General features: G+C 42.5%; 17 protein-coding genes and 1 pseudogene. 4 read left to right on the forward strand and 14 right to left on the reverse strand.

Annotation, left to right across the window (positions count from 1 at the left end):
- The first annotated feature begins 102 nt into the window (after positions 1–102).
- From DESDI_RS11350 to DESDI_RS11360, 3 genes are all read left to right on the forward strand, one after another.
- Positions 103–411, forward strand: coding sequence for a hypothetical protein (locus tag DESDI_RS11350; protein WP_015262752.1), 309 nt, complete (start codon positions 103–105; stop codon positions 409–411).
- Between the two features lie 202 nt (positions 412–613).
- Complete coding sequence (locus tag DESDI_RS11355) at positions 614–994, forward strand: zinc-ribbon domain-containing protein (RefSeq protein WP_015262753.1); 381 nt, start codon at positions 614–616, stop codon at positions 992–994.
- A 42-nt stretch (positions 995–1,036) separates the two neighbouring features.
- Positions 1,037–1,396 (forward strand): DUF2085 domain-containing protein, encoded by a 360-nt coding sequence (locus DESDI_RS11360; RefSeq protein ID WP_015262754.1) that lies wholly within the window; start codon positions 1,037–1,039, stop codon positions 1,394–1,396.
- Between the two features lie 17 nt (positions 1,397–1,413).
- Here the strand turns inward: DESDI_RS11360 and DESDI_RS11365 are convergent, their stop codons facing one another.
- The 7 genes and pseudogenes from DESDI_RS11365 to DESDI_RS11390 all read right to left on the reverse strand — a co-directional run bounded on the left by DESDI_RS11365 (position 1,414) and on the right by DESDI_RS11390 (position 8,472).
- Positions 1,414–2,457, reverse strand: coding sequence for a 4Fe-4S dicluster domain-containing protein (locus DESDI_RS11365; protein WP_015262755.1), 1,044 nt, complete (start codon positions 2,455–2,457; stop codon positions 1,414–1,416).
- A 203-nt stretch (positions 2,458–2,660) separates the two neighbouring features.
- Positions 2,661–3,392 carry a FadR/GntR family transcriptional regulator gene (locus DESDI_RS11370; protein ID WP_015262756.1) on the reverse strand — a complete coding sequence of 244 codons (732 nt, stop codon included), beginning with the start codon at positions 3,390–3,392 and terminating at the stop codon, positions 2,661–2,663.
- Between the two features lie 168 nt (positions 3,393–3,560).
- Positions 3,561–4,280 carry a FadR/GntR family transcriptional regulator gene (locus DESDI_RS11375; RefSeq protein ID WP_015262757.1) on the reverse strand — a complete coding sequence of 240 codons (720 nt, stop codon included), beginning with the start codon at positions 4,278–4,280 and terminating at the stop codon, positions 3,561–3,563.
- A gap of 128 nt (positions 4,281–4,408) precedes the next feature.
- Entirely contained in the window at positions 4,409–6,076 is a 1,668-nt protein-coding gene (locus DESDI_RS11380) for an L-lactate permease (protein ID WP_015262758.1), read from the reverse strand.
- 299 nt (positions 6,077–6,375) lie between these two features.
- Positions 6,376–7,637 (reverse strand): annotated as a pseudogene (locus tag DESDI_RS11385) (IS1380-like element ISEcp1 family transposase).
- A gap of 96 nt (positions 7,638–7,733) precedes the next feature.
- Positions 7,734–7,883: a hypothetical protein gene (locus DESDI_RS18105; RefSeq protein WP_172635900.1), complete on the reverse strand. Its 150-nt coding sequence runs from the start codon at positions 7,881–7,883 to the stop codon at positions 7,734–7,736.
- Positions 7,884–8,010: 127 nt separating this feature from the next.
- Positions 8,011–8,472 carry a hypothetical protein gene (locus DESDI_RS11390; RefSeq protein ID WP_015262759.1) on the reverse strand — a complete coding sequence of 154 codons (462 nt, stop codon included), beginning with the start codon at positions 8,470–8,472 and terminating at the stop codon, positions 8,011–8,013.
- A 143-nt stretch (positions 8,473–8,615) separates the two neighbouring features.
- On the opposite strand from DESDI_RS11390, the gene DESDI_RS11395 reads away from it, so the two are divergent.
- Positions 8,616–9,128: a hypothetical protein gene (locus DESDI_RS11395; protein WP_015262760.1), complete on the forward strand. Its 513-nt coding sequence runs from the start codon at positions 8,616–8,618 to the stop codon at positions 9,126–9,128.
- A gap of 52 nt (positions 9,129–9,180) precedes the next feature.
- Here DESDI_RS11395 and DESDI_RS11400 read toward each other — a convergent pair whose 3' ends face one another.
- From DESDI_RS11400 to DESDI_RS11430, 7 genes are all read right to left on the reverse strand, one after another.
- On the reverse strand, positions 9,181–9,936 hold the full coding sequence (locus DESDI_RS11400) for a pseudouridine synthase (protein WP_015262761.1): 756 nt from the start codon (positions 9,934–9,936) through the stop codon (positions 9,181–9,183).
- Between the two features lie 148 nt (positions 9,937–10,084).
- On the reverse strand, positions 10,085–11,488 hold the full coding sequence (locus tag DESDI_RS11405; protein ID WP_041219433.1) for an ArnT family glycosyltransferase: 1,404 nt from the start codon (positions 11,486–11,488) through the stop codon (positions 10,085–10,087).
- Positions 11,458–12,255, reverse strand: a complete 798-nt coding sequence (locus DESDI_RS11410) for a glycosyltransferase (protein WP_015262763.1) — start codon at positions 12,253–12,255, stop codon at positions 11,458–11,460. Before DESDI_RS11410 ends, DESDI_RS11405 begins: the two co-directional genes overlap by 31 nt.
- 43 nt (positions 12,256–12,298) lie before the next feature.
- A complete protein-coding gene (locus tag DESDI_RS11415; protein ID WP_015262764.1) occupies positions 12,299–12,838 on the reverse strand; it encodes a spore maturation protein in 540 nt (179 codons plus the stop codon).
- Positions 12,835–13,416, reverse strand: coding sequence for a nucleoside recognition domain-containing protein (locus DESDI_RS11420; RefSeq protein WP_015262765.1), 582 nt, complete (start codon positions 13,414–13,416; stop codon positions 12,835–12,837). The genes DESDI_RS11415 and DESDI_RS11420 overlap by 4 nt, the downstream gene beginning before the upstream one ends.
- A 197-nt stretch (positions 13,417–13,613) precedes the next feature.
- The gene (ytfJ, locus tag DESDI_RS11425; protein ID WP_015262766.1) at positions 13,614–14,060 is read right to left on the reverse strand and encodes a GerW family sporulation protein; all 447 of its coding nucleotides are present in this window, start codon (positions 14,058–14,060) and stop codon (positions 13,614–13,616) included.
- Positions 14,061–14,131: 71 nt separating this feature from the next.
- Positions 14,132–14,779, reverse strand: a complete 648-nt coding sequence (locus DESDI_RS11430; RefSeq protein WP_015262767.1) for a DUF2953 domain-containing protein — start codon at positions 14,777–14,779, stop codon at positions 14,132–14,134.
- Positions 14,780–14,914 lie beyond the last annotated feature (135 nt).

The raw sequence follows: 14,914 nt of genomic DNA on the forward strand, positions 1-14,914 counted from the left end.
AACTAGAACATCTCGGCTTGTAAATGTTCCTTGTCAAACCTTTTGTGATTATCATCATCTTATGCTATATTTGACTTAGTTTAAGCTTTAGGAGGAAACACCATGGAATTAGATGAAAAAACGACATTGTTGGTAAAGATTTCTGCCGCAGCTGCAACAAATGCTCTTGCTAGCCTGCGATCTTCTATGACAGACGCTAAAGCCTTAGGGGTACCCCATGAGATACTGCGCCAAACCGTTGAGCTAGCCTTAGAAATTCAACAACAACCTTATTCTCATACTCAGCATTTAACAGATCAACTTCTGAGAGAACCCGTTAAGAAAAAAACCGCAAGAGAAGACGGAGCCACACCTTCCTTACACGTTAATGGACCGAGCTGTGGGTGCGGTCACCATCACCATAACAATTAGTCCAGTTTGTAGAAAAACTCAAGAAAAACACGGCCGTCAACCGTGCTTTTCTGTTTAGTTAGTTGAAATCTTTCAACGAATTTGTTGAGTTAATGATAGCGAGTGATGACAACCGCTCTAAATTCTCGTATAATCTAAAAGATATTATCAGTAAAATTAATAATCTTGCGATAATTCCTAGTAACGGAAGGAGATAGCAGAAATGTTCTGTCGCGAATGTGGTTCAGAAATCAGAAAAAATGTTAAGTTCTGTCCAAAATGCGAAGTCACACCACTCAGTGGAACCAAGCATTGTCAAGCCTGTGGTGCAACTACTAAATCAAAACAAAATCTTTGCAAGAAATGCGGTGCTCAGCTTATTAAGAAAGAGGCTGTCTCGAAGGAGGATGCACCAAAAGCAGCCAAATTAGCTTCACTTTTTATGCCTGTTGTTGGTCTCGTACTCTTTTTTGTTTGGCATAAAAAGAAGCCTCAATTGGCTGATTCAGTTTGCAATTGGTCGATACTCGGGCTTATAGGCGGAATGATTCTTTATGCTATTGGCTTAGCATCGGGAGTATTTGGTTCGCTATTTGGTTTTTGACACTAGAAAAATTCGTTTAAGAGTAGTATTTAGGTGATTATTATGAGAGTTGGAAAAGCACTAAATTATTTATTTCTATGTCACCAGTTACCAGAAAGGTCTTTCTTTTTTAGAGGCCATCAATTTCCCATCTGTGCAAGATGTACCGGAATATTATTTGGATATATAATCGGGGGATTAATTGCTTTAAAATATCATCATATTCCATTTGTAGTTTTAATCCTCTTGCTTGCTCCATTAGGAATTGATGGAGGCGCTCAATACTTGGGTTTTTGGAAAAGCACTAATCGCCGTAGATTATTTACTGGAATCGCAGCAGGAATAGCCGCTGATTTTTTACTAGCTAAAATACTTTTGATTGGCATTAATCATGGAAAGCTCTTATATCATTATGTCATGTAATCTCCACCTACCCCATTTCAAGTAGAAAAAATACTATCACTTTTAGAGGAAGCACAAGCAATGCACAAGGGCGGTTCAGCGTTATCAAACACCTGCTTCCCACAACGAACACAATGTTTAGGGCTACCTTTATGGAGAAGTATTTTCCCCGTGAAGTGACGATGAGATAATTGCTTTTTAGCAAAACCCAAAGCCTTAGGGTTACAAATGTTGACGCAGCGTTGACAGCGCACACATTTATATGGCTCGTAGATTAGAGAAAGCTCATCCCCATCTTCTTTTTTCGTTAGGGCAGCTTGAGGGCAGATAGCTACACAGACTCCACAGCTCGTACAACCGTCCCTCACTTGTAAAGCCGGCAGAGGAATCTTGTCCTGTGAACAGGCTGCCATCTGCCTAACCAACAATTCACGAGTTCTGGGGATGAGGTATGCTTCATCGGCTGTTAAACCGGGTAAAATATCTTCAAGCTTCTCCCAGCCTTTTTCTCTCCAGCCTTTTTTCTCTACCGATTGTGTTTTAGGAAGGGATGCTTGACTTACCTTCCCCGATGCAGTTGCGTCTTCAACCGGCTGGTCATGGCTGACTTTGATCATTACCTGTGGGTGATCTGGCCAATCTTCGTGAATCTCTTTAAATATTTTAACACTTAAGGCACAGGCCTTCTTATCCGGACATTCGACACATTTACCCGTATGAATTGTAATCTTTCTTTCTTTCGCAAGATGCAATAAGGTTAGCCACAAATCATGATCAATAGCCCCTAAACAAGATATCTCAAACCCTAAGGACGCAGCTTGCGGACAATTTAAAATAATATCTCCCTGGGTTCCTTCGATGTATTGATGGAAAAGGTCAGTATATCGATCCACAATGCCATCACTGGGACAGACAGCCATACAGGCTCCACATTCAGTACATCTTTTGCTATCGATTTCCCGATACTCGGATATGGCTTGATGAGGGCAGGCATCAATACACAAGCGGCAAGGCTTTGCATAGGGTCTTTTTGTATTTAAGCAGTTTTTATGGTGATACACCATTTGACATGTGTTTAACATAGCTTACACCTCTTTGAGTTGCATAATATTCAATATGACACTAATCATAGATAGCGCTAAACCTTAGTTCGATCAATAATTATAAGCTTTATTATTTAGTATAAACTTTTTCATGAAAAAAAGGAAGGACAGAGCATCGATGCCCTGTCCTTCCTTTTTTGACTTGCCGATAACTGGAATTCTCCAGCAGATTGGCCATGGTGTTACTCAATGATTGGATTATTGTGTTCATCGAATCCTTTTAAAATTTCTTGCTCGACGCCACTGAGATGAGCAAGCATTAAGTCCTTTGCTCCTTGGGCATCCTTATCCACAATGGCATCATAGATTTTCTTGTGTTCTTGAAAAAGCAGTGCAGGTGTATACTTTCCTTCATATAACTTGGAGCGACTTGTCTTGAGCACATACTTCATAAGATCGGAGATTGTATCCATTAGTCGAATCATGATATTATTCTTCGTTGCTCGTGTAATCGCATAATGAAAGCGATGATCTGCTGAACCATCTGAAGTCGGCGAACTCAAATCTGCACGCAAATCATCTAATGCAGCCGATAGGTCATTGATATCTTTTTCTTCCGCACGCTCGGCGGCAATCCCCACCGCTTGAACCTCGAGAATCTTGCGAATCTCCAATAATTCTATGACTGTCACCTTTTCCATTGTAAGCATCCAAGCCAAGGGTGCAACTACCGATTCAGAGCGTAGCTTACGAACGAACGTCCCTTCACCGCTACGTACCTCGAGCAACCCCATTAGCTCTAAAGCACTAAGCGCCTCACGGATGGAAGCACGGCTGACTTGTAAACGCTCAACTAAATCTCGTTCCGAGGGCAATCGATCACCCGGTTTGAGATCTCCCCGAGAGACCAAGTCTCTAATCTGTTCGACTATTTCTTCGTATATCTTGCGCGTCTTGATTGGTTTAAGGTCCAATTTTAACTCTCCTAACACTACTCCATCTCTTAATCAGTTTATCACGAATAACTCCCTATTGAACAGAAATATTTCTGTTAGTTGAAATAAATCCCTCAATTTTGGACAATAAAATGATAAAAACTGACCGCCTAATCAAAGGGATCAGCTAAGAAGTTCCCATGACATCTATACATCATTACTAGAGTAATATCTTAACAAACGCTCTTCAACTCCGGCTAAGTGTTCGAGCATATAGCGACGGGCATCTTCCTCATTTTGCCTGGTAACAGCCTCTAAAATAAATACATGTTCTTTATATAGTCTTTCAGGTGAAACATTTCCTTCATAAAGGCGTACCCTACTGGCTTTCAAGGATTGGTGCATGGTGTCTGAAATAGCATTCATAAGACGGAGTAGAATTTTGTTCTTACTGGCACCAGCAATAGCGTAGTGAAAACGCATATCCGCTTCTTCACCCACCTTGCCCGTTTGCATATCTTCCAACATTGCCTGGAGTGCATCTTCAAGCTCACGTAAATCTTGGGATCCTGCCCTCTTCGCAGCTAAGGCTACAGTTTGTCCTTCCAGCATTTTCCGCACTTCGAGCAATTCTATTAATGTATCTTTCTCCATACTCAAAATCCATGCTAACGGAGTTACGACCGAGTCCAGATTAACCTCTTTTATAAACGTCCCTTCACCACTGCGAATTTCCACTAGTCCCATCATTTCAAGAGCACTGAGTGCTTCTCGTACAGAAGCGCGACTCACATTGAAGCGAACCGCTAAATCCCGTTCGGAAGGTAAACGATCTCCGGGTTTCAGCTCTCCCTTAATCACGAGCACTCGGATCTGCTCAATGATTTCCTCATATATTTTCTTAGTTTTTATTGGCTTTAAATTCATGCTAGGCTCCTTTCTATTGCATAGAAAGAGATGGGAAGCAGATACCTACTTCCCATTACTTACGAAGACTATTGAATTTAAATATATCCTATTTGATTAAAATTGTCCACTATATATGCACAATTCAATTATTGTAGAAATGCTGCTGCTTCAGCGATGGTTGGAACCATACCGGGAACCACGTATGCTTGAAGACAGATAATCACAATTACTGCAACGAGCATTGCCAAAGAGTGCTTAACCGTAAACTTAAAGAGCTCGGACTCACGTCCAACCAAACCGGTAGCAGCAGCAGCCACGGCGATGGATTGTGGAGAGATCATTTTACCGACAACACCACCGGAACTGTTAGCCGCAACAGTGAGAACTGGATTGATTCCAATTTGCTCTGCAGTAACTTGTTGCAGCTTACCAAACAGGGCATTGGCGGAAGTATCAGAACCAGTGAGGAATACACCCAACCACCCTAACACCGGGGAAAGGACAGGGAACATTGCTCCGGTAGAAGCAAAGAAGAGTCCCAAAGTATAAGAAAGACCGGAGTAGTTAGCTAGATAAGCAAAACCAAGAACTGCAGCGATATTGATGACTGGATAAATCAACTGTTTCAGGGTATCTTTGAATACTTTAACAGCCTTTCCAGGTTTGATTCCTAGAACGAAACAACTGATGATTGCAGCGATCAAAATTGCAGTACCGCCAGCAGATAAGAAGTCCCATTTGAAGATGGCGTCATAGACTGTAGGTTTAGCAACGATAGGAGCTGCTTTGTAAATCATGCCATCGAGGCCAGGCCAGCTGAACTTAAGCACTAGATGGAGTTGATCAAGAATTAAGCTCTTGAAGCCAGGAAGTCCCCAAATAGTAACCATTGCAGTAAGAATGACGAAGGGTGACCAGGCCTTAGCAATTTGTCCACCGGTATATTTGTTGGCGACAGGCTCTTCTTTATCTCTCTCATGAGGGAAACGCCATACCTTTTTAGGTTTCCAGAATCTTAAGAATACAGTAGTACATACGAGCGAGAACAAAGAAGAGATGATGTCTGGTAGATAGGCACCAAGGGTGTTAGATGACCACCATTGAGCAACTGCGAAGGATATCCCGGTAACGAGAATGGCAGGCATAACTTCTTTAGCAGATTTCCAACCAGCCATTAGAATAACAAGATAAAGAGGGATAATAACAGAAATGAAAGGAAGTTGACGGCCAACGGCTTGGGAAATTACAAAGTCACCCATGCCGGTAACAGCACCTGCCGCAATGATCGGAGCTCCGATAGCACCAAAGGCAACTGGAGCAGTATTAGCAATCAAGCAAAGTCCGGCTGCTTTAATGGGATCGAAGCCAAGGCCGATAAGAAGAGCACCGGTGATAGCAACGGGAGCACCGAAACCAGCTGCACCTTCTAGGAATGCTCCAAAGCAGAAAGCAACAATCAGAGCTTGAAGACGACGGTCATTAGAAATGGAAGCGATAGAACTTTTAATGACTTCGAATTGTCCGGATTCTACAGTTAAATTGTATAAGTACACAGCGGTAATAACGATCCAGGCAATCGGCCAAAGCCCATAGAGCATACCATATGCTGTAGCAGAAAGAGCGAGGGTCACTGGCATTTTATAAACTATAATAACATCCACAATGGTTATGGCAAGGGCAAGCAATCCTGCAAGATACCCTTTCATTCCTTTAACAGCTAAGGCCCAAAATAAAAAAACAATCGGAATAGAAACAGCGAGTGCAGTCAGTCCAAGACTGCCACCAAGTGCTGCGTAATCCTGTGTCCATGGCATGAGTGTTTCCACCTTTCAGAAAAATGCGTTTTTAATTTGATTTAAATTTCTAAATTTATTAAATTTTCTGTCCCGGCCCCCTTATAGTAGTACCTAAATTCCACGTGTGTTTTTTATTAGCTTCAAAAATCACTATTTCACGAAGAATTTAGACTGCTTCTCACACATTGTAACATTATTTACAACCACCTTTCAATCATTTTTGATAAATCATTGATTTCATCTTTGCTGCAATGATACTTAATAAACTCTGCAAGTTATCCACAGAGCAACACTCAATTTTATTGATGATATTCTTATTATACCAGACATTTTTCATACACTCCCTTGTACGGATAGTTTTCCGACAACTTCATGATTACATATCTTGCGGTTTTGATTATTTTTGCTGCAAGAAATACATACTTCAAACGAAAGGTCTTTATTTGCTGTCTGTATTCTGAAGAGTCCAAGGAATCAAACTTGAACAACAAAAATAGGTTATATGAAAGCATCATCATTTGAAACACGGCTTCATTCGCCCAAAATGACTTTAGCAAGAGATGACCCACCGCCATGTCGTATTTGGCTTCTTTGATATAGTTTTCAGCATTACCACGCTTTTCATAGTATATAACTACTTTTTCAGAAAGCAAGGTAGTATTTGTTACAAAGAAAAAGTAGTCGTATTCGGAACCTTCTAAAAGTGATAATTGTGCTCTTTCTTTTCTGGTTTCAGTACGCGAGATACGACAAATCTTCTGTCTTTTTCCCATTTAACTAATTTTGTATACAGTTCTGTAGTTTCTCTACCTTCTTCTCCTTTAACGAATACAATTGATGAATTCGTTGCTTGTGAGGTGAGTGTAGAATAACTTTTGGCTTTAATTAAATATTTGCATCCAAGAGATTCTATCGTTTCGATAATTTTTTCATCAAAGTAGCCACTATCCATTCGAAATAAAATTTCTAAATCGTCTGATTTGATGTTAGCAACAATTTCTTTGATCATTTCCGCAGCACCGTTTGCAGTGTAAGTATTGCCACTTCTTACAAATCCGGTAACATATGCTTTTAATTCGTCGCAAAATGCAAATTGGATATTGTAGCATCGGTTTCCCAGTTTCTTAGGATTATATCCTTTTGACGCACCTTCTTGATGACCTTCTACGTTAATTACACTACTATCAATATCAATCGTAATGGATGTCAATTTACTTTTAGTGAGCAGTTTTTTAAAGACTTTAAAATTAATGTCTCTAAACATTTGGGTTGTCTTGAAGTTGAAGTTTCCTAGAAACCGTGACACTGTTTCAGGTTCTTTTACGGAAATATCAAACTCGTTGACGAGGGGATCATTTTGAAGTAGCTTTAGACGTTCTAACTTATCAATGCCAATGAAGTGACCGCAGAGCATGGTCTTTATATGATTCATCTTGATTTTATTTGTTGAGTCATTATCAAATACGAGGTCATTTTCAATAAAATCAAAAATCCCATTGCTTTTTGCATTCTCAAGGAGCAGAAAAAGACCTGCATTTGATGTTAGATTCTTAGCTTTGAAATCAATTTTATTAATCATAATTAGAACCCCTTTTTACTACTTTTCTTACTATTATTTTACCATATATCGAGTCATAAAAGCTGATAATTTAACATATTTTTGAGCACTTTTCTTTCACCCAATGGGTGAAAGCTGAATTTCGAAGGAACGCATATTTATCAAGGCTTTGATTATGCTTTTTGAAGTACTGACGTAGAATCTAGGTAGTATGGTCAGGCCAAAAATGGCCAAAGAAATGGTCAGATCAAATTTTACAATGATCACAACCAGAGTTAATTTTAAGTCAAATTTACATCATTTGCAATAGAAAATTGAAATTTAGAAAAAATTACTTACCATGTCGAATATGAAAGTCAAAAAATACAACCCAGCACTTTGGGCTGGGTTGATATCATTGAAAACGCAACTCTGCTTTTTTAATTTCCTCTTGAATCTGCTGACCCACTCGAAAGAATAGTCGCTCTACATCGAGCCGGTGAATTTGCAAGTTCTCTGGACTTAAAAACTCAATCTTGCGAAATTCTTGCTTAACTACAAGCGGTAGCAGATCATCTAGATTCTCTATTCTTAAAGTCAAGATGATAGGTGCATAAGCAACCTCGCGTTTACGTCGTCCATCTGTTTCGTTGACAATGTATAGATCAAGACTTAAATCAATATCCTCAAGAAATATTCCCTGCAAAGGTACATTCCTTAATAAGGCTACTTCTTGCTCGCGAACCTGTTCGGCAATCTCCTCTCTGCTCTTTCCCCCAAATATAAAACGACCGCTTTTCCCTTCTCCTCGAAAATCCAAGCGGATTCTAACACGAATATGTTCGGTGAGTTCCTCATTCCCAATACGAATCTTCATTTTCCATCTCCTCGTTCAGTTCTCGCTTCTTTATTCGGCAATGTTTTCAGATTCTCCTTCTCTCCTTGGTGTAAAGTGTACTTTTTCACTGAATGAAGTCTCGTGTAATGGATATACTAACAAAAACATAAAGGGGGATGAAGATGTCTAGAACGATTCTTGCAATATTTAAAGGTCCTCAACAAACCAAAGAAGCTATAGAAGAAATCCAAGGCGAGTCTTTAGCCAATAGCTATATTTCTGTAATTGTCCGAGCTAACTATCTCCACCAAGGAGATTTTCACGAAGAGATTGCTAATGAGCTGGCCTTCGTCCCCACAGAGATTAACTTCGACCGTTTTAACGCTTGGCTGGTTCAAGCTCCTCCCATGGATATCCCAAACCTTGGGGAATGTGTGGTTGCGGGCCCCTTGGCCAACGACCTTCTACATCGCCCCCATGGGCAAGGCCTAGTGGAAGCTTTGTTAAGCTACGGATTAAATTCAGAACGGGCACGTCATTACGAGCATGAAGTCAGAACCGGCCATTTTCTGGTCCTGATCACGACTGATCAAGAAAAAGTCAATTCCGTAGCCAACGCCCTCCAGAACTTTGGCGGGCGAGATATTGAAAAATGGAATAAGGAGCTGGATCACCCCTTACATATGCCTCATTAACATTCCACTATTAGCATATTTAGCACAAGCACAATGGACCCCTAGCGGGGTCCTATTTTAGTTCTACCTCTTGACGTAACTTCTGGACTTCTAGAGTTGTTAAGGGCCGAAATTTTCCCGGTGCCATCTTCTCCTCGAGTCGAAGAGAACCAAAGCGAATCCGCTTTAGAGAAGTCAAGGGATAACCGATTGCCTTGAACATCCGTCTAACTTGACGATTCCGGCCTTCATGAATGGTAATCTCATAGCAAGGCCGAGAGCCTTGGCTCTTTTGAATAACCTCTTGCACCTTGGCCGGGGCTGTTTTTCCGTCTTCCAATTCCACTCCTTTTTCTAATCGTTGTCTTACCTGCGTAGGAATCCACTCATGTACCTCAACTCGATAGGTTTTCTCCACCCCATAGGAAGGGTGCATTAAGCGGTGAGCCAGTTCCCCATCATTGGTTAAGACAAGTAGCCCCGACGTATCGTAATCCAGGCGCCCCACAGGATATACCCGCTGGGGAACTCCTTTCATCAGGTCCATGACCGTCTTTCTCCCTTGAGGGTCTGTGACGCTGGTGATATAGCCGGTAGGTTTGTGCAATAGATAATAGTCATATTTCTTTTCGGGCATTTTCAGAAGGCTACCATCCACTATAATCTGATCACCCGGTCTTACCTTGGTTCCCAAGGTCCGTATGACCTCACCATTCACTTGAACCCTTCCCTGCTCGATTATCTCTTCAGCATGCCGTCGAGAAGCAAGCCCCGCCTGTGCTAAAACCTTTTGCAACCGTTCACCTGATTCATTCTGATTATCTTTCAATCCAACCGCTCCTTCGAACGAGACCTCCTTTAGCGGGCATTCGAGGCCCACAGATAGTTAGTCGAGTCCATACTGCACTTTACCCCAACAATTAAGCACCCAAACCCTATAGGATAGAGTTTAAGGCAGCTTAGTTCAGTAATAAATCTCATATCTTATCTTGTATTTTATATACCCCGGGACCGACCTGTGGAAAGCTTGCTTCGATCCGCTTCCGGAACTCCTCCCCCCTAGAATGAGGGAGGACGACAAGGTAATCCCCAGACAGAGTATGTAAATCCAACCAGGCCTGCACATCATCAGAACTGATCAAACGATAACCATAACGTTGAGCATAATAAAGGGTCATGGGCGGAGATCCGCTTAAAATCAAAACACTTTCCTTTTGGGTATATTCGCGAATCCATTTCGCTTGAGTGAGAACTTGTTCATCCCACAAATATTTCGGCCTGTCATTAGTATATTGGCTGGTCAAAAGCAGACTGAGGATTAGCACTCCAACCCCAATGGTTGGAGTTTGCTCTCCTTTATCAAGGGCAAACCCAGCCAGCAGCGCGATCGGCAAGGCTATCGGAACAAGATAATAATCCAAGGGAATCTTTAGGCAAATCACTCCCAGATAAAAACAGCAAACCACTGCCCATAAAATCATGGCAAGATGTACTTCATTCTTTAGGCTTTCCTCACGAATCATGATGATCATCCCCATCAGGGCCAAAAGAGTCGGAAAACCTAATCCCCTCTTCAGATTCATCAACAAATCTTGGACATAATTATTTTGATCACCCATTATCTGGTAGGAGAAAATCCCCGATACAAATTGACTGCTCCCCGCCGCCCCCATATGAACCCAACTATAGTATATCATAGGCAGAAATAAAGATAAGACACTATAGGTCAACATTTTTCCTATCCTGCCCTGCAAAGGGTAAAAACCGAGCAACAAAGCTACGGGAAAAATCATCAGTTGAGGAAGCTTGGCCAAAATAGCCCCGGACATTAGTAATGAAGCCCCCAGCAAACGAATAAAGGAAGGTTCCTTCCGCCAGTGGATTACTGCGATTAAAGCCCAGATACTGAAAGCCTGAGCCACAGGTTCCGGCATGACCGTCCTTCCATAATAGGTCGTCAAAGGGATAACTGCATAAAAGGCAACTGCCCATAAACCTGCTCGTATGGAGAAGGTCAACTTGCCAAATTGGTAGACTCCAATCATGGTAAGTACAGAAAAGGAGATAGCCCACAGTCTCCCCCAGAGATCATACCAACCAAAGATTGTCCAGGTCCAAGCCAGAAGATAGGGCAAAAAAGGAAATTCTAACTCCACAGGCTGCGGGCCGCTCCCATCATAATTCAGAGTAGGAAAAAGGACATCAGGAAAATCTCCCAGATGTCCCAGCATATTTAAAGCCATACTCGCAGTGTCGGCCTGGCGCCAACCCTGATCGTCCAAGTAGGGATTCTCTACTCCCTGGAGACGCAATATGACCCCCACCACTAGGATGAAAACCAAAATACCCTTTACTCTCTGACCCATTCCACCCAACCCCATGTTTCCTTTTTCAGACGGATGATTAAAGAGAAATATCCCCCAATCGTTGCTAAGACTTTCATTTTGCTCTTGCCTTGTTTCTTCTCATAATGCAAATCAAAAGGAATCTCCCTGATATCATGACAATAGTTCACAACTTTTACTAAGAGCTCCACCATGCCGGCAAAGCTACGACTCTCAATCAGTTCCTCATCATAAATAAGATAGGTATTTTCTAAGATAGAGGCCCGATAAGCTCGGTAACCACAGGAATAATCCTTAAGTCCCTCAACAGGGAAAAAGCGCCCCATCACTTGTCCTGCACCCCAAGAGAGTAGCTTTCGCAGTGGATGAAGACCATATTGATTGCCACCGAGCGCATAACGAGAGGCTACCACTAAATCAGCTCCGAGGTTAATCTGTTCCACCATGAGGGGGATGCGGTCCGCAGGATGAGTATTATCGGCATCCATTGTAAGGATGATATCGTGGTAGTAGTCTTTTTCCCACACCAGGCCTTCCTTAGGCAGATTTCTCCGCAAATGGAAGGCCTGCTTAAATCCTGTCATTAAGCTACCACCCAATCCTTTGTTTTCCGGATGGGATACAACACGGACTTGAGGGTAGTTGCGAGCGTAAGCTTGAGCAATTTGCAGCGTTTGGTCGGTGCTGGCATCATTGACCACAATAATCTGGGTGGGAATGTTCCGACAAGCCTCACGTATATCATCAAGCAATATTCTAAGTGCTGCTTCTTCATTGTAAGCGGGTAAGACGACAAAAAGCATACCAAGGCCCTCCTTATCCTCCTTAGTATGCTCAAGGAATTACTTAATAAAACATTTTATGAACAATCCAAAGGGAAGCAATCAGCCCAGTCAAGTCAGCTAGGAGGCCCAACTTAAGGGCATAGCGGTATTTCTTAATACCCACCGAGCCAAAATATACAGTTAGAACAAAAAAAGTAGTATCCGTGCTGCCTTGAAGTGTCGAAGCTAGTCGGCCAATGAAGGAGTCCGGACCATATTGATTGATCAATTGGGTCGCTACTCCTAAGGCTCCCGAGCCGCTCAGAGGTCGCATTACTGCCAAGGGGATAATTGCAGTCAGCTCTGGATCCAAGCCCAAAACTATTAAGACGGGTTCCAGCAGTTGGGCTAGGATCTCTAGTGCTCCAGAATCGACAAAAATACGGATGGACACAAGCATGCCCACGAGAAAGGGCAGAATGCGAATTGCCGTTCTAAAGCCTTCTTCTGCCCCTGTGACAAAGGATTCATAAACCGGGACCTTGCGCAGATAAGCAATTATAGGAATGATCAGCAATAAGCATGGAATTGCCCAACGGGAGATCTCGGCAATGAAACTCATGATTTCGACCTCCGCCGTATTAGATAATCGGCTGTGATTGCCAGAGTCATGGCACAGCCTGTCGCAATAATAGTAGGGCCGATAATCTCTGTGGGATTAACGGACTGGGCTTTCATGCGTATTGCTATGATTGTCGCCGGAATCAACGTGATACAAGAGGTGTTCAAGGCAAGGAATGTTATCATGGCTGGGCTGGCTGTATCCGGATGGGGGTTTTCTTTCTGCAACTCTTGCATGGCCTTAAGGCCAAACGGCGTTGCCGCATTCCCCAATCCCAAGACATTAGCACTTAAATTCATGATAATAGCGCCAAGTGCCGGACTGTCCTCGCGAAGTGTCGGGAATAACCTACGAATCGCCGGCCCAAAAAAGCGAGCTAGGGCTTTTATGAAGCCCGCATCTTCGGCTAGCTTCATAAGTCCCAGCCATAAACTCATAACACCTATGAGTCCGAAAGCCGTCTCGACACCCAATTCTGCAGCTGCCATGGCCGACTCCGTAACGACTTCGATTCTTCCATTAAGGGCGGCCACGATTATGCCTGTAACAAGCATGAACAACCAGATGGCATTAACCATGTCCTCCCCTCCTTGTCAAATATTTATGACAGAAGATGGGGGTTTAGACCTCAACACATTTATCTCTATAATTGATAAAAAACGCCTGAAATATTTAAATTTCAGGCGTTTTCTTGGACACTGCGTTTTTACGCAGAAATGTCAAATTTCGCACTGGTGCGAAATTTGACATGCCCAACTCGTCTTGGAAGCTTGTCTCAATGATCAAGAATGATGATATCTTCCTTGTCCAGATGATCTTTTGGCTTCTCTTTCCTTATCATGCCCGATAGTTTATCCATCAAATTCGGAATCTCATCGAACAAGCGGTCTATAACCACATTGTGATCGATAGGCAGTAGACGTATTTGTCCATGTCCCACAACCAAGAAGCCAACCGGTTGAACCGATACCCCGGCGCCGCTACCTCCGCCAAAGGGGAATGCTGTCGGTTTTTCTTTCTTATCCCCCTCATCTCTATCCCCTTCTGGAGGAGCAAATTCGCTACCTCCTGCCGCAAATCCACAACACACTCTGGATACCGGAATAATCACCGAACCATCCGGAGATTCAACAGGATCCCCTATAATCGTATTGACATCTACCATGGCTTGAATGCTTTCCATAGCACTCTTCATCAATACCTCAATGGGATGATTTCCCATATTCATCCACCCCTTTATCATTTCATTTATATTTACAATATGGACATTTTGAGGCATTAATATGCATATATTCACCTTAAAATTCTTCTAAGGAAAATACGCGACAAGTCCCAGCCTGCCAGCATAATATGGGCGATGCGCAGATGAAAGCTGCATTGGATATCACAGCTGAAGCCTGGTTTTTTAAATTGAGGCGTCACCATGATTCGAGGTTCTTGAGTATCCATAGTAATTTGGTTGTACATCCTAGACAAAGAATATCCTATCATCCCCCAGAAGCTACCCGCTACTATGGCTGTTGTCGCAGGGTTTTCATGACCATACTCTATCTCCCAATCAAAAGAGGTACAATGAATACCACGATAAAACTTCTTCTTCACCCGCTTAAACTCGATGATTAAAGAGGGGATATCGGGAAAAAGTTCGTAGAGAAATCCTATCCGCAGATACCGAACTTTCAGGGCTTGAAAGCCCACTCTTTTCTCCCCTGTTGGAGCTTCTGTTTCCTGTGTAGTTTCAATGATTGGCCCATCTTCCCATGCTAATTGGACTGTTGGGATACTCATGTTGAATTTCCACAAACCTCTACAAGCGGAAAGTTCAACTTCAATATCGTCATTTTCTTCGTAGCGGCGATATCGAAAGTCTAACTTTGCATGTATCCATAGGATTACACCTAACCAGAGTAAGGCCGCGACCAAGAGTGCTAAAATCTGCACGCTAATCCCTCCGAGAATTTTCCTAAAAACTTAGGATGCCCCGAAAAGGTATATTTATACGTCATCTAGGGGGTGCCGTTCACTATAAGGGGAGCATCTCAAATCGGTACGCGCGTAGCGATTTGCGGACACGCA

The organism is Desulfitobacterium dichloroeliminans LMG P-21439 (assembly GCF_000243135.2).
Lineage (GTDB): Bacteria > Bacillota > Desulfitobacteriia > Desulfitobacteriales > Desulfitobacteriaceae > Desulfitobacterium > Desulfitobacterium dichloroeliminans.

What these genes read in the sequence shown, in the direction of transcription:
- DESDI_RS11350 (WP_015262752.1), top strand. Translation starts at nt 103, where the DNA reads ATGGAATTAGATGAAAAAACGACATTGTTGGTAAAGATTTCTGCCGCA.
- DESDI_RS11355 (WP_015262753.1), top strand. Translation starts at nt 614, where the DNA reads ATGTTCTGTCGCGAATGTGGTTCAGAAATCAGAAAAAATGTTAAGTTC.
- DESDI_RS11360 (WP_015262754.1), top strand. Translation starts at nt 1,037, where the DNA reads ATGAGAGTTGGAAAAGCACTAAATTATTTATTTCTATGTCACCAGTTA.
- DESDI_RS11365 (WP_015262755.1), bottom strand. Translation starts at nt 2,457, where the DNA reads ATGTTAAACACATGTCAAATGGTGTATCACCATAAAAACTGCTTAAAT.
- DESDI_RS11375 (WP_015262757.1), bottom strand. Translation starts at nt 4,280, where the DNA reads ATGAATTTAAAGCCAATAAAAACTAAGAAAATATATGAGGAAATCATT.
- DESDI_RS11380 (WP_015262758.1), bottom strand. Translation starts at nt 6,076, where the DNA reads ATGCCATGGACACAGGATTACGCAGCACTTGGTGGCAGTCTTGGACTG.
- DESDI_RS11390 (WP_015262759.1), bottom strand. Translation starts at nt 8,472, where the DNA reads ATGAAGATTCGTATTGGGAATGAGGAACTCACCGAACATATTCGTGTT.
- DESDI_RS11395 (WP_015262760.1), top strand. Translation starts at nt 8,616, where the DNA reads ATGTCTAGAACGATTCTTGCAATATTTAAAGGTCCTCAACAAACCAAA.
- DESDI_RS11405 (WP_041219433.1), bottom strand. Translation starts at nt 11,488, where the DNA reads ATGGGGTTGGGTGGAATGGGTCAGAGAGTAAAGGGTATTTTGGTTTTC.
- DESDI_RS11410 (WP_015262763.1), bottom strand. Translation starts at nt 12,255, where the DNA reads ATGCTTTTTGTCGTCTTACCCGCTTACAATGAAGAAGCAGCACTTAGA.
- DESDI_RS11415 (WP_015262764.1), bottom strand. Translation starts at nt 12,838, where the DNA reads ATGAGTTTCATTGCCGAGATCTCCCGTTGGGCAATTCCATGCTTATTG.
- DESDI_RS11420 (WP_015262765.1), bottom strand. Translation starts at nt 13,416, where the DNA reads ATGGTTAATGCCATCTGGTTGTTCATGCTTGTTACAGGCATAATCGTG.
- ytfJ (WP_015262766.1), bottom strand. Translation starts at nt 14,060, where the DNA reads ATGGGAAATCATCCCATTGAGGTATTGATGAAGAGTGCTATGGAAAGC.